The 13554-nt window shown below is 66.5% G+C and carries 12 protein-coding genes; 7 read left to right on the forward strand and 5 right to left on the reverse strand.

What is annotated here, in order from left to right; translation table 11 throughout:
- Positions 1-38 precede the first annotated feature (38 nt).
- Positions 39-509, reverse strand: a complete 471-nt coding sequence (locus RH858_RS02980; RefSeq protein WP_259533788.1) for a zinc ribbon domain-containing protein — start codon at positions 507-509, stop codon at positions 39-41.
- A gap of 151 nt (positions 510-660) precedes the next feature.
- Between RH858_RS02980 and RH858_RS02985 the strand changes: the two genes are divergently transcribed.
- Together RH858_RS02985 and RH858_RS02990 are read left to right on the forward strand one after the other, a co-directional pair.
- Positions 661-1707 carry an NAD(P)-dependent glycerol-1-phosphate dehydrogenase gene (locus RH858_RS02985; protein ID WP_310561103.1) on the forward strand — a complete coding sequence of 349 codons (1047 nt, stop codon included), beginning with the start codon at positions 661-663 and terminating at the stop codon, positions 1705-1707.
- 66 nt (positions 1708-1773) lie between these two features.
- Positions 1774-3114, forward strand: coding sequence for an NAD(P)/FAD-dependent oxidoreductase (locus RH858_RS02990; protein WP_310561104.1), 1341 nt, complete (start codon positions 1774-1776; stop codon positions 3112-3114).
- On the opposite strand, the gene RH858_RS02995 is transcribed toward RH858_RS02990, so the two are convergent.
- Positions 3106-3798: a metallophosphoesterase gene (locus RH858_RS02995; protein WP_310561105.1), complete on the reverse strand. Its 693-nt coding sequence runs from the start codon at positions 3796-3798 to the stop codon at positions 3106-3108. The genes RH858_RS02990 and RH858_RS02995 overlap by 9 nt on opposite strands.
- 121 nt (positions 3799-3919) lie before the next feature.
- On the opposite strand from RH858_RS02995, the gene RH858_RS03000 reads away from it, so the two are divergent.
- Entirely contained in the window at positions 3920-4705 is a 786-nt protein-coding gene (locus RH858_RS03000) for a winged helix-turn-helix transcriptional regulator (RefSeq protein ID WP_259533792.1), read from the forward strand.
- A gap of 19 nt (positions 4706-4724) precedes the next feature.
- On the opposite strand, the gene RH858_RS03005 is transcribed toward RH858_RS03000, so the two are convergent.
- The gene (locus RH858_RS03005; protein ID WP_310561106.1) at positions 4725-4982 is read right to left on the reverse strand and encodes an MTH865 family protein; all 258 of its coding nucleotides are present in this window, start codon (positions 4980-4982) and stop codon (positions 4725-4727) included.
- A gap of 143 nt (positions 4983-5125) precedes the next feature.
- On the opposite strand from RH858_RS03005, the gene RH858_RS03010 reads away from it, so the two are divergent.
- The 3 genes from RH858_RS03010 to RH858_RS03020 all read left to right on the forward strand — a co-directional run bounded on the left by RH858_RS03010 (position 5126) and on the right by RH858_RS03020 (position 8561).
- On the forward strand, positions 5126-6184 hold the full coding sequence (locus RH858_RS03010; protein ID WP_310561107.1) for a M42 family metallopeptidase: 1059 nt from the start codon (positions 5126-5128) through the stop codon (positions 6182-6184).
- A 73-nt stretch (positions 6185-6257) separates the two neighbouring features.
- The gene (locus RH858_RS03015) at positions 6258-6890 is read left to right on the forward strand and encodes a halocyanin domain-containing protein (protein WP_259533795.1); all 633 of its coding nucleotides are present in this window, start codon (positions 6258-6260) and stop codon (positions 6888-6890) included.
- Between the two features lie 117 nt (positions 6891-7007).
- Positions 7008-8561: a trypsin-like peptidase domain-containing protein gene (locus tag RH858_RS03020; RefSeq protein ID WP_259533796.1), complete on the forward strand. Its 1554-nt coding sequence runs from the start codon at positions 7008-7010 to the stop codon at positions 8559-8561.
- A 10-nt stretch (positions 8562-8571) separates the two neighbouring features.
- On the opposite strand, the gene RH858_RS03025 is transcribed toward RH858_RS03020, so the two are convergent.
- Complete coding sequence (locus tag RH858_RS03025; protein ID WP_259533797.1) at positions 8572-9627, reverse strand: glycosyltransferase; 1056 nt, start codon at positions 9625-9627, stop codon at positions 8572-8574.
- Positions 9628-9672: 45 nt separating this feature from the next.
- Positions 9673-11607, reverse strand: coding sequence for an SLC13 family permease (locus RH858_RS03030; RefSeq protein ID WP_259533798.1), 1935 nt, complete (start codon positions 11605-11607; stop codon positions 9673-9675).
- A gap of 143 nt (positions 11608-11750) precedes the next feature.
- Between RH858_RS03030 and RH858_RS03035 the strand changes: the two genes are divergently transcribed.
- Positions 11751-13553 carry a S9 family peptidase gene (locus tag RH858_RS03035; protein ID WP_259533799.1) on the forward strand — a complete coding sequence of 601 codons (1803 nt, stop codon included), beginning with the start codon at positions 11751-11753 and terminating at the stop codon, positions 13551-13553.
- Position 13554 lies beyond the last annotated feature (1 nt).

Consider the following 13554-nt stretch of genomic DNA (forward strand, 5'->3'; position numbering starts at 1 on the left):
CGCCACAGCTCGGATCGACACTACCCCTCGGATCGACACTACGTTTCTGGCTCTTCTTCCGCATCGGCGAACTTCCCGGTGCACCACGTACAGAAATCCAGCTCCGGATCCGTCTCCCGGCCGCAGTGCGGACAGGTGACGGTCGCCGATTGCTCGCCGTCCGCCGCTGCAGCCGGCGTCTCCCCGTCCGCGAGGTCGGCGGGAACCGAAACCGAGGGGGTCGCGTTCGCCTTCCGGATCGAGACGAGATAGGCGTCGACGACACTTATAAAGAGGATGAAGAAGATGCCGGCGACCACCGTCGGCGGGAGGTCGAACACCGACGAGGGGACGGTGTCGCCGGCGGCCGAGACGACGAGCGCGGCACCCCCGAACAGCGCCAGAAGGAACCACAGCAGCGCACGTTTCCACTCGCGGAGGTAGGCGTGTCCGACCCCGGCGACGCCGAACACCGCCCCGCCGACAGCGAGCAACACGGTTATCACCGACCGACGGCGGTTCTCGTTCATGTCCCACAGTTGGAGCGGTAGATGAATTATAGGCTACGGTGTCGAGGCTGTGACGGTCCGGCGGCGGAGACCAGTCCACCGCTGCAGGGCGATTCGTCGCCGCCGACCGGTTTACTCCAGCTTTTTTAGGCTGCTGTCGAAACTACCGGCCATGTTCGACAAGCGGACGTGGATCAAACTCCCCCGGAACGTGGTGGTCGGACACGACGTCCTGGGCGAGTTGGGCGAGGCGGTCGGCGAACTGTCGCTTTCGGGACCCGCACTGATCGTGACCAGCCCGACCCCCGATCGGCTTGCAGGCGACAGGGTCCGTGCGCAGTTCGACGACCCCGAGACCGTCTCGATCGAGGAGGCACGCTTCGACACGATCGAGGAGGTGGTCGAGGTGGCCCGCGCGACCGACGCCGGGTTCCTGGTCGGCCTCGGCGGCGGCAAGCCAATCGACGTCGCAAAGACCGCAAGCGACCGGCTCGGCGTCGGGTTCGTTTCGGTTCCGACAGCCGCGAGCCACGACGGAATCGTCTCCGGCCGGTCGTCGATTCCGGAGGGGGACACCCGCCACTCGGTGGCGGCCGATCCGCCGCTGGCGGTCGTCGCCGATACGGAGCTGATCGCCGAGGCCCCCTGGGAACTGACGACCGCCGGCTGTGCGGACATCATCTCCAACTACACCGCCGTCAAGGACTGGCGGCTCGCCCAGCGCCTCAAAAACGTCGAGTACAGCGAGTACGCCGGCGCGCTCTCGGAGATGACCGCCGAGATGCTCGTGGACAACGCCGACTCGATCAAGAAGGACCTCGAGGAGTCGGCCTGGATCGTCGTCAAAGCGCTCGTCTCCTCGGGCGTGGCAATGTCGATCGCGGGCTCCTCCCGGCCCGCCTCCGGTGCGGAGCATCTCGTCTCCCACCAGCTCGACCGGATCGCGCCCGGTCGGGCGCTGCACGGCCACCAGGTCGGCGTCGCGTCGATCGTTACCGAGTACCTCCACTCCGGCGAGGACGGCCAGTGGCGGGCGATCCGGGACGCGCTCGCGAGCATCGACGCCCCGACGACCGCCGACGGGTTGGAGGTCACCGACGAGGAGTTCCTCGAAGCGCTCACGACCGCCCACACGATCCGCGACCGGTACACGATCCTCGGAAACGGCATCAGCGAGGCCGCTGCACGGGAGGCCGGACGGGTTACGGGCGTGATCTAGGCACGGACGCCACGCGGCACTCCGGTGCTCGCAGTGCCTTTGTAGTCGGCGGACCAACCGGAACGTATGACAGACGACGTGATCGTGGTCGGCGGCGGACTTGCCGGCCTCGTGGCGGCCCGACGTCTGGCGGAGCGTGGCGCCGACGTGACGGTTCTAGAACGGCGCGAAACCGTCGGCGGACGGGTACAAAGCAGAACGCGGGACGGGTTCACCCTGGATCGCGGGTTCCAGGTGCTTTTTACCGGCTACCCCGCGGTGAAACGCGAGCTCGATCTCGACGCGCTGGACCTGCGCCGGTTCAAACCGGGAGCGATCATCGCCCGCCCGAGCGAACGGTCGGTGCTTTCGGACCCCCTTCGCGACCCGACCGCGGCCGTCGAATCGTTTTTCAACCACGAGATCCCGCTGAGCGACAAGCTCAGGACGCTGCTGTTGCGCCGCGAACTCCGGAGCCGGGATCTCGCGTCGATTTTCGACGGTCGCGACACGGACATCCGGACGTACCTCCGGGAATGGGGATTTTCAGAAGCGTACGTGAACAACTTCGTCGCGCCCTTTTATGGCGGGATCACGCTCGATCGGTCGCTGTCGACCTCCAAACGAGTGTTCGAGTACACCTTCGCCGTGCTCTCGAAAGGACACACTGCCGTCCCCGCCGACGGGATGGGCGCGATCACCGCACAGCTCGCCGACCGGGCGGCCGCCGCCGGCGCGACGATCGAGACCGACACGCGGGTCACCGGGGTAGAACCGGCCGACGACGGAACCGTCGACATCGGGACGGCGGAGGGGCGCCGCCGCGCGGAGGCGGCGATCGTCGCGACCGATCCCCGGGCGGCCGCCGAGTTGACCGGAATCGACTCGATCCCGACCGACGGGCGGGCAAGCGTCACCCAGTACTACAGCCTTCCCGCCGGTGCGGGGCCGGGGACCGATCGACGGATCCTGCTGAACGCGAAAGGAGGCGTCGCCAGCGAGGCCGACACCGCCTCGGGCGAGGAGATCCCGGGCGTCGACACGCCGAACGCGATGGTCCCGCTCACCGAGGTCGCCCCGGAGTACGCCCCGGGGGACCGGGAACTGCTGTGTGCGACGTTCCTCGGCGAGCGACCGGTCGAGGTCAGCGACGAGGAACTGTTCGAACGCGCCCAGCGAACCCTCGAATCGTGGTACCCCGAGCGGACGTTCGGCGGCCTCGAACACGTCTGGACCGAGCGGATCCAGTTCGGGCAGTTCCGTCAGCCGCCGGGGATCCACGAGACCCTTCCGGACGTACGCGATCCGGATGGGTCGGTGTATCTGGCCGGCGAGTACACCCACTGGTCGTCGATCCAGGGCGCCATGGAGAGCGGTCGGGTTGTGACAAAGGCAGTCCTCGCGGACGGACTCGGTAGTTCACAGTAGACGATGGAACTCCGACAGCGGCGGAAACCGGAGCGTCTCCTGGCTGTCCGGATCGTAGACGATCGGGCGGAACGCGTCTATTTCGGGAGCCAACGGGGTCGAAACGTCGGCGGTTCCCACCCCGTTCACGTCGACGCCCGGGGCGAGCCGGTTGAACGCCGGCAACACCAGCACGTCGGCGCCGTCGTACGCCTCCCGTCCCCACAGGAAACAGGGATAGGTGTTCCCCTCGATCGAGATCGTCGGGTGAAGATGACCGATCACGTACCGATGCCCCTCGACTGACGGCTCCTCGTGGCCGTGACAGACGACAGTCCCGTCGGCAAGCGCGTACGCATCGTGGACGTCGTTGTCAGTCGCCGCCGCGAGCCTCGTGTCGTGGTTGCCGCCGACGAGCACCGGCCGGGTGTCCCTTCGTCGACAGGCCGTCACGAGTTCGCACAATCCGCGGCGTGAGAGGTCACTCACCCGGTCAAACCGGTGGAAAAGGTCACCGGCGAAAACGACAGTGTCGGGATCGTAATGGGCGAGTAGCGCGTCGAGACGGTCCACGAGATCGTCGCGTTCACCGAGGGGAAACTGGACGCTGGAGGATTCGTCGCGGCCGACATGAACGTCTGCGACGACGAGCGCGTCGGGGGCCGAAAGGAACGCGGCGCGGTCCCGGACCGTCAGATCCCGCATACCCGTCAGTACGGCGATGCGATATATATCCCTGCCGTCGACCGAGACGGCGGGGCGATCCCTGTCGTCACTTCGGGTCAGTTGAGGGGGGTTTTTACCGATTCCCCACGTGTTCGACGGTATGAGCGACGCCCTGCGGGACAAGCGCACGGCGACCCGATTTCGGATCCTCTCGGAGATCGCCGACCGACAGCCTGCGGTCAGTCAAGGGGAGATCGCGACCGAAGTAGGGGTAACCAGTCAGGCAGTGAGCGAGTACATCCGGGAGCTCGTCGAGGACGGGCTCGTGACCAAGGACGGACGGTCGCGCTACCGGGTGACCAAGGAGGGGGTCGACTGGCTCTTCCAGGAGGCCCGGGAGCTCAGACGGGTCGCCGATCACGTCACCGAAGACGTCCTCGACAGCGTCCAGGAGGACGCCGCGATCGCCGCCGAATCGATCGAAAGCGGGGAGACTGTCACGCTCGTCGTGACGGACGGTCTACTGTACGCCCGTCCCGGCGAGGAGGGTCCCGCCACCGGAATCGCGACGACCGACGCCGAACCCGGCCAGGACGTAAGCGTCACCGGGTTCGAGGGCGTCATCGACATCGAACCGGGAACGGTCACCGTTTTCCGCGTTCCACCGGCCCGATCCGGGGGAAGCGACACCGTCGACGAGGCGGCGCTTTCGTCGGCCGTCTCGGCGGCCGATCTGGTGATGGCCGCTGGCGTGGAGGGGGTAGTGGCACTCGGAAGAATCGACGCCGAGCCGGCGGTGACCGCCGCCGCCGGCGAGGTCGCAGCCGAGGCCGCGATGCGCGGCCAAGACGTGGCCGTCGTCGCGAGCGCCGACGCCCTGGGACGGGTGACCGATGCGCTGCGGGACGCCGGCGTCTCCTACGAGGTCGCCGGCGCCGACGGATAGCGAAACCGTGCTGTCGAGCCTAGATCACGTCCTCGGATTTGAGTCCTGCTATGATGTCGTCGACGAGCCCCTCGACGTCGTCGTACGGGAACTCCTGGTGGTCGCCCAGCTTCGAGGCCAGCTCCATCGCCGAGAGCGTGACGTCGCCGGCCTCGAACTTCGTGCCGGGACCGTCCGGCAGCGCCGGGACGAGATCCATCTGGTTGTTGACCGGGTAGTCGGCTCCCTCGAACGCCTCGATGAACTGTTCGCGTAGCTGTGATTCTACGTCTGCCATGCGTCAACATGCTCGGAAGACCCGCAAAAGCGTTCCGAAACCCGAAACAACAACTCGGGAGTTGTTAACTTCCGAGAGCGTCCGCAACCGGACGCACGTGCCGGTATCTCGGTGTTTTTGCGTCCTGCTCGTGAGATGGGGGTATGGAGCACGACTTCGAACTCCTCCGAGAGCTCACCGAAGCACGCGGCGTCCCGGGATACGAGGACCGGATCCGGGAGATCGTTCGACGGGAATTCGACGACTCGGTCGACCGGGTACGGACGGACGCGATGGGGAACGTCGTCGGGACAATCGAAGGAACCGGCGAGGACGAGGGGTACAGCGTCGCCGTCGCAGCACACATGGACGAGATCGGGTTCATGGTGAAACACGTGACCGACGAGGGGTTCCTCCAGGTAGACGCGCTGGGCGGGTTCGACCCTCGCGTGTTGCGCGCCCAGCGGGTGACGGTCCACACCGACGGCGGGGACCTGACTGGCGTGATCGGTTCGGTGCCGCCACACACGCTCACCGAGGAACAGCGCGAGAAGAAAGACGAGGTCGAAGACGTCTACATCGACGTCGGTCTCGACGGCGACGCGGCGAGCGAGCAGGTGACCGTCGGCGACCTGGTGACGCTGGACCAGACGACCGTCGAGATGGGGAACCTGATCACCGGGAAGGCGCTCGACGATCGAGTCTGCGTGTTTCAGCTGCTCGAGGCCGCCAACCGAATCGAGGATCCCGACGTCACGATCCACTTCGCGGCGACCGTCCAGGAGGAGGTCGGCCTCCGAGGGGCCCAGGCGCTGGGAGTCGACGTCGATCCCGATCTGGCGATCGCGCTGGACGTCACCGTCGCGAACGACGTCCCACAGATCGGCGACGAGTCCAAGCAGGTGACCGAAGTCGGCGACGGGGCGGCCGTCAAGCTGAAGGACTCCAGTGTCATCACGAACCCGAAAGTGAACCACCGGCTGCGGGACGTCGCCGAGCGCCGGGGAATCGATCACCAGCTCGAAGTGCTCCCCGCCGGGGGGACTGACACTGCCGGCTTCCAGAACACCCACGGCGCAAAGCCGGTGGGAGCGATCTCGATCCCGACGAGATACCTCCATACGGTCACCGAAAGCGCCCACGCCGACGACGTCGACGGGGCGATCGACCTGCTGGTCGCGTTCCTCGAAACCGAGACCGGCGATCACGATTACACGCTGTGACGGTCGGGGAACCCCATGTAGCTCCACCTCCGGAACCGCAGTATTCACTACGGGGGATCCCTAACGGGAGTCCATGACCGGAAACGACGTCTCCCGACGCGCGTTCGTCAGGACGGCCGCCGGTGCAACGGCGGCTGCCGGCGCGACCGCAGCGGGGGCCGGCACCGCGAGCGCACAGGAGCAACCCGACTTCGAAGGGTATCTCGACGGGATCGGCGGCGGGTTCGAGGACCTCCGTGGAGAAGAGGAAGTCACTGTGATGGTCGGAACGGGCGACAGCGGGCTCGAGTTCTCCCCGGCCGGCATCTGGATCGACGAGGGGACGACTGTCACCTGGGAGTGGACTGGCAGGGGTGGAGATCACAACGTCGTGACGAATCAGGAAAACGACGAGTTCGACAACGCCCACCAGTTCGACAGCGGCGACGCTGTCGCTGATGAGGGACACACCTTCACACACACCTTCGAGGAGGGCGGTCGCACCGGGTACGTCTGTGAACCACACAGAGCCGTCGGGATGTGGGGCGCCGTCGCCGTGGGCGACGACGTGCCGACGGTCGGCGCCGGCAACGGGAACGGAGCGACGGTTCCCCAGGTGCCCGACACCGCACGCGCACTGGCGGTTGCCACCTTCATGGCGATGGTCGCGACGCTGGGGCTCGCATTCTTCTTCCTGAAATACGGCGGCGACTACGAAGAGCAGTAAGCACCGGGGCGCCGTTCGTTTGCGGGGGTCGATCGCGTCGTCACGCGCCCGTTATCAACGGCCGGAATTTCGCCCAAAGTTACTTACAGAAAACTCTCGGTGGGTCATATATAGAAGATGACAGACACCGATTCCCGGCTCACACGTCGAAGCGTTCTGCAGGCAGCCTCGATCGCAGTCGGAGTAGGGGTAGCGGGCTGTGCCGGCGAGGAGGAGCCGCCCGAGACGCCCGAACCCACTGCGACCCCGACGGAGACGCCAACACCCACGCCGACGCCCACGCCCGATCGACCGAGCATCGAACGCCAGGTCGTCCTCCGAGATCGGGCTGGGATCGTTCACATCCGTCGCACGGTGAGCGGCGAGATCGTGTGGCCCTCCTACGAAGTCGACAACCTCGTCGATCCCGCGATCCTCGGGGTCTGGGAGGGAGAGGAAGCGTATCTGGGGATGGCAGCCGACGGGAGTTACGTCTTCGAGTTCCCCGACGGAACTGTGGAAGGGGGCTACTACACCGTTGGCGAGGAGATCACGTTCGTCTGGCCGGACGACACGAGCGACACGTTCGGGTACGAGCTCCGGACCGACGAATCGCCGACTGAACTGCTGTTTTTCGTCGACGGAAACGTGACCGACCGCTTCGAACTGGTCGAACCCTGGGAAGACACTCGCGACGTCGTCCAGATATTCGACGACTTGATACTTTACGAGGAGGACGACCCCACGGAGGAGGGCGAGGAGCTGGAAACCGGCAGCGCGGGCTCGGGATTCGTCGTCAGCTCGGACGGTCACATCGTCACCAACGCTCACGTGGTCGGGACGCATCGGGATCCCGAAGAACAGCTGTTCGGCCGGCTGGCAGTGCGCCAGCGACAGGCAATCCAGGAGGAACTCACGGACGATTTCGAGCTGTCGGACAGCGAGCGACTGGAGGTCGAAAACGAGCTGTTCGAGATGTTCATGTCGTACTACGCCGACAACTCCGAAACGAGAAACGTGTCGGCGGACATCGGCGTTCTCCACGGCCGAACGCCGCCCGACCAGGAGTTCGAGGTGCAAAGCTGGCCAGCGGAGGTCCGGACGTCCGGGACCGTATTGGAGACAGTCGAAGGGGAACCGTCCTGGGGGCGGGACGTCGCAATCATCAAGGTGGACGAAGAACCGCTCCAGACGGTGCCGCTGGGCAGTTCGGGAGACCTGGGAACCGGCGACAAACTGTTCGTCATCGGCTATCCCGACATCGGCATCCAGGAACTGTTCGAGGAGCGAACAACGACGCTGGAGCCGACCCTCACGTCGGGCGTCGTCAGCGCGCGTCGACGACTCAACTCGGGGGTCAACACGATCCAGACCGACGCCGGGATCAACCGCGGCAACAGCGGGGGTCCGATATACAACGGCGAGGGGGAAGTCGTCGGCGTCGCAACGTTCGGTCCCGAAGACGTGGAGCTCCAGGAGATCCAGTTCGGGCTCCCGATCGAAATCGCGACGGGCTTTTTGGGCGAACTCGGAGTCGCAGCCGAGCCTGGCGAACTGGACGAGGCGTTCCGCGACGGCCTGGAGGCGTACTGGCGAAGCGACTGTGAGGGGGTCGAAGACCACATGGGCCGGGTGCTCGAGCTGTCGCCGGACCATCCGTACGCCGAGGAGTTCATCGAGGACTGCGAGTGATTGCGAACCCTCAAAACAGCCCGTACGCCTCGATCTCGTCCCGGTAGCAGTCGAGATACTGCTCTAACACGGCCCGCCGGTCGTACTCCTCGAACCGGTCGTCGACGGACCGTCGCTCCAGGCGGCCCGCCGCGACGATCTCGTCGGCCAGCTCCTGGGGACTGGTCACGAGCGTCGATCGCTCGCGCCCCTCGACGAGTTCGTGTGCACTCGAGTCGGCCTGGTACTCGACGAGGCCGACGCAGCCACACGCCAGCGCCCACAACAGGTCGTGGGCGAACGGCTCGTAGCGGGCGGTCTGAGCGAAGACGTGGGTCCCTTTGAATATCTCTACCCGCTTTTCGATCGGAAGGGAGCCGAGGAACTCGACCCGATCGTCGATCCGCAAGTCGGCGGCGGCCTCCTCGGCGTCGACGCGAGCAGGACCGTCGCCGACGACCGCGACCCGCCAGTCGCGTCGACGAAGCTCCGCAAGCGCCAAAAGCAGCGTCTCCACGTTGGCGTCCGCGTCCAGCGGACGGGAGTACACGACGTCGAACCGGTCGTCGACGCCCGCCGATCGGACGAGCGAGTAGTCGACACTTTCGGGAACGACCCGAACGTCGGAGCCGTTCGCCCCCCGTTGCCTCACCTGCGTTTTGACCGTTCGTGACGGGGTGAGTACCCGATTCGCCCCCCGAATCGCACGTTTGTAGGGCCCTCCAGCGCCCGGATCGACGTCCCACCAGTCGAGCAACAGCGGCCGACGCTTCACCCGACAGGCGACGGCCGCGGCGGCCGCTCCGAGCGGCGGCGTCACGACGGCCTGCACCACCTCCGGGTCGAGACGCTGGAGCGCAAACGGCAGCTTCGAGGCGAAGGCCCGCCGCGACGGTCGATCGACGATCCCTCGGTAGGTGATCCCCTCGTCGTCGAACTCGCGGAAGCCGCCCTCCCACCACTTCGCCGACAGCACCGTGACGTCGTGACCACGATCGGCGAGCAGGCGGGCCGTGCGCCGCGTCCGGCGCCTCGCCGGGGTTTCGCCGTGGTGGGTCGTCTCCATCGACACGAACGCGACGCGCATTTCATCGGATGGTGAACGCGGGCATTTAAAAAGGCTCGCGGTCCGTCACGCCGCGACGCCCCAGATGGCCCAGATCCCGACGGTGACCACGACCGCGATCAGGAACTGCAGGGGGCCACCGACCCGGAGGTAGTCGACGAACCGGTAGCCGCCGGGACCGTACACCATGAGGTTGGTCTGGTAGCCGACCGGCGTCATGAACGCGGCGCTGCTGGCGAACATCACCGCGAGGAGAAACGAAAAGGGATCACCGCCGGCGGCGATCGCGGTGTCGACGGCCACTGGAATCATGAGGATCACGCTCGCGACGGGCGTGATCACGTTCGACAACAGCCCCGTGAGTACATAAAAGATCAACAGGAGCCCGACGAGCGAGATCGCGCCCGAAAGCGCCTCCAGCAGTCCGGCGAGCCAGAGCGTGCCGCCCGTCGCCTGCATGGCAAGCCCCAGCGGGATCACGCCGGCCAGAAGGAAAATTACGTTCCAGTTCACCGCCTCGTAGGCGTCACTCGTCGTCAAACAGCCGGTCGCGAGCATGACGAACGCGCCACCCAGCGCCGCGATCACGATCGGAACGAGCCCGAGCCCGGCGACGACTATGACACCGGCCATCGTCGGTAGCGCGATCGGCGCGGTCGCGGAGAGCGGCTCTGGTTTCGCCTCGTCGAGCGCCTGGAGTTCGGCTGCGAAGCCGCCCGTGAGCAGGAACTCGTCGTCGGCTGCGAGGAGTCGCCCCCCGTCGTCGGTGGTCTGGAGCAGCAGCGTGTCCCCCGGTTCCAGAACGAACTCCGAGAGTCTCTCGTGGTGCAGGTTCTCGTCCCGGCGGACCGCGAGAACGGTGGCGTCGAACCGATCCCGGAGGGAGAGTTCGCCGAGGCTGTCCCCGATCGCGGACGACTCAGGGGAGACAAGCGCCTCGACGAGCCGGCTCTCGACAGCTGCAGACCGCAGCGTGTCGTCGGTGACTGTCGCGCGTCGAGCTCGCCGGAGCCCGTACTCCGATGCGAGTTCCCGGAGCCGCGCCCGGGGGGCGCGGACGACGAGTTCGTCGCCGGGCTCGATCGGCCGATCCGATCTCGCTCCGTGGATCGTCTCGTCGGCGCGCTCCACGAGTAACAGCGCGACGCCGTTGTCATCGACGGGACTGCCGGCTTCGATCGCGTCGAACTCGGCGGCGAACGCCTTCCGGATCGGAACGCCAACCAGCGGGGAATCGTCGCGAACGACGAGGCGCGAAAGGTACGGCTGGACGTCGAACCGATCGACCGCGTCGGCTTTCGCCGGGATCCGTTCGGGGGTAAGCCGCCGACCGACGGTCAGGAGATACGCCGCGCCGACGAACAACACGACGAACCCGAGGGAGGTGAACTCGAACATCCCGATCGGCCGGTCCAGCAGTTCCCGCGAGAGCCCGCCGGCGAGGATGTTCGTCGAGGTGCCGATCAGCGTGAGCGTCCCTCCGAGCATGGCGGCGTACGACAGCGGCAACAGCAGCTTCGACGGGGAGATTCCGGACCGCTCGGCCAGCCCGACCACCATCGGGATGAACACCGCGACGATCGGCGTGTTGTTGACGAAGCCGGCCGAAAGGCCAGTGGTGCCGACCGTCGCGGCCGCGAGTCGTCGTTCCTCGCCCCGTGTGATGCGGGTGATCGCCGCGCCGAGGCGTTCGACGATCCCGGTTCGGTTGACCCCCTCACTGAGGATGTACATCGCGATGATCGTCACCGTCGCCGGGTTCGCGAACCCCTGGATCCCGGCGATCGCGTCCACGCCGGTGTACGGCTCCAGTACGACCAGCGAGACGATGACGCCGATGGCGGTGACGTCGTTTGGAATCAGTTCGGAGACGAAAAGCACCAGTGCGAGGAAGATGATGCCGAACACGACAAGCGCCGATCGCGGCGGGGCAGAGACGGCGACCGTGTCGACGGCGGCTGCAACCTGCGCCGGAAGCGCAACCGCCGAACCAGCGACCATGTCATCTCCCGCGAAGCCCGTCGACTATAGCCTTTCGGCGACGGGACACGGCCGACGCCGTCGGCTCGGCCTCGCGGCACGAAGAAACGCCAACCGGTTCCGGCACCCGAAGAGGTTTGCCGCCCGGTCACGAGAGTCCGGGCATGCCGGACGTTAGCCGATATCTCAACGTGCGAAGCGCGGCCGGGGCGGATTTCGGTCCCGACGGCGACCGACTCTCGTTTCGGCTCGACGCCACCGGGACGTTCCAGGTGTGGTCCCTCGAGGAGCCGGAAGGGTGGCCCGAACAGCACACGTTCTTCGACGAGCGGGTGACGTTCGCCTCCGTTTCCCCCGAGCGACCCGAGCTGATCTTCGGGATGGACGAGGGAGGAAACGAGCGGGCGCAGCTGTACCGGCTCGAACCGGCGGCCGGGGAGATCACCGAGCTTACTCGACGGCCGTCCGCGAAACACCGCTGGGGCGGCTGGTCGAACGACGGCGAGCGGTTCGCGTTCGCGTCGAACCGCAGGGCGGACGCTGTCTTCGACGTGTACGTGCAGGGACGCGAGGAGGTCGGGGAGGAGGCTACACTGGTACAGGAGGGTGACGGCTGGCTCACCGTCGCGGGATGGAGCCCGGACGACAGCCGCCTTTTGGTCGTCGAATCCCACTCGAGCTTCGATCAGGATCTCTACGTGCTCGGTCTCGACGACGGCTCGTTTTCGCATCTGACGCCTCACGAGGGCGACGTCCGCCATCTCAGTCCCGAGTGGGGGCCCGACGGCGAGGGGATCTACCTCGTCACCGACCGGAACTCCGACAGCCTGCAACTGGAACGGCTCGATATCGCCTCACAGACGTTCGACGTCGTCGAGGAAGGCGGCGAGTGGAACGTCGACGGCGTTGCGGTCCACGAGCCCTCTCGCCGCGTCGTCTACACCCGAAACGTCGACGGGTACACCGACGTCACGGCCGGGGAACTCGTCGCACCCGACCGAATTGACGAGCTGCCCACCCCCGATCTCCCCGACGGGGTGGCCGGCGGCGTCGCCTTCGCTCCAGACGGTGATCGGTACGCGATCACCGTGACCGGTAGCACCCACAACCCCAACGTCTACGTCGTAGAGACGACGACCGGCGAGGCGACGCGGTGGACCCGGGCGTCGACGGCGGGGATCCCACCGGAGACGTTCATCGAGCGCGAACTTCTCCGGTATCCAACGTTCGACGGCCGGAAGATTCCGGCGTTTTTCTCGACGCCCGCCTCCCCGGCGCCCGAGGGCGGCTACCCGGTTATCGTCGACATCCACGGCGGTCCCGAATCACAGCGGCGTCCCTCCTTCAGCGCAGTGACGCAGTTCTTCCTCGCGGAGGGGTACGCCGTAATGGAGCCGAACGTTCGCGGCTCCTCGGGCTACGGGACCGAATACAGCTCGCTGGACGACGTCGAAAAGCGGATGGACTCGGTCGCCGACATCGAGGCGGCCGTCGAGTGGCTCCACGACCACCCCGAAGTCGACGGGGAGCGGATCGTCGCCCTGGGCGGCTCCTACGGCGGGTTCATGGTGCTGTCGTCGCTCTCGGAGTATCCGGAGCTGTGGGCCGCCGGCATCGACATCGTCGGGATCGCGAACTTCGTGACGTTCCTCGAGAACACCGGGGACTGGCGGCGGGAGCTCCGGGAGGCCGAGTACGGGAGCCTCGAGGAAGACCGGGAGTTCCTCGAAGAGATCTCGCCGATCAACAACGTCGATCGAATCGAGGCTCCGCTGTTCGTCCTGCACGGCGAGAACGACCCCCGCGTCCCGGTCGGCGAAGCCGAACAGGTGGCAGAGAAGGCCAGGGAGGCGGGCGTTCCCGTCCGGAAGCTACTCTTCGAGGACGAGGGGCACGGCTTCTCCAAACTGGAAAACCGGATCGAGGCGTACTCCGCGATCGTGGAGTTCCTCGAAAACCACGTGTGAG

Source organism: Halalkaliarchaeum sp. AArc-GB (genome assembly GCF_031432225.1).
Taxonomy (GTDB): Archaea; Halobacteriota; Halobacteria; order Halobacteriales; family Haloferacaceae; genus Halalkaliarchaeum.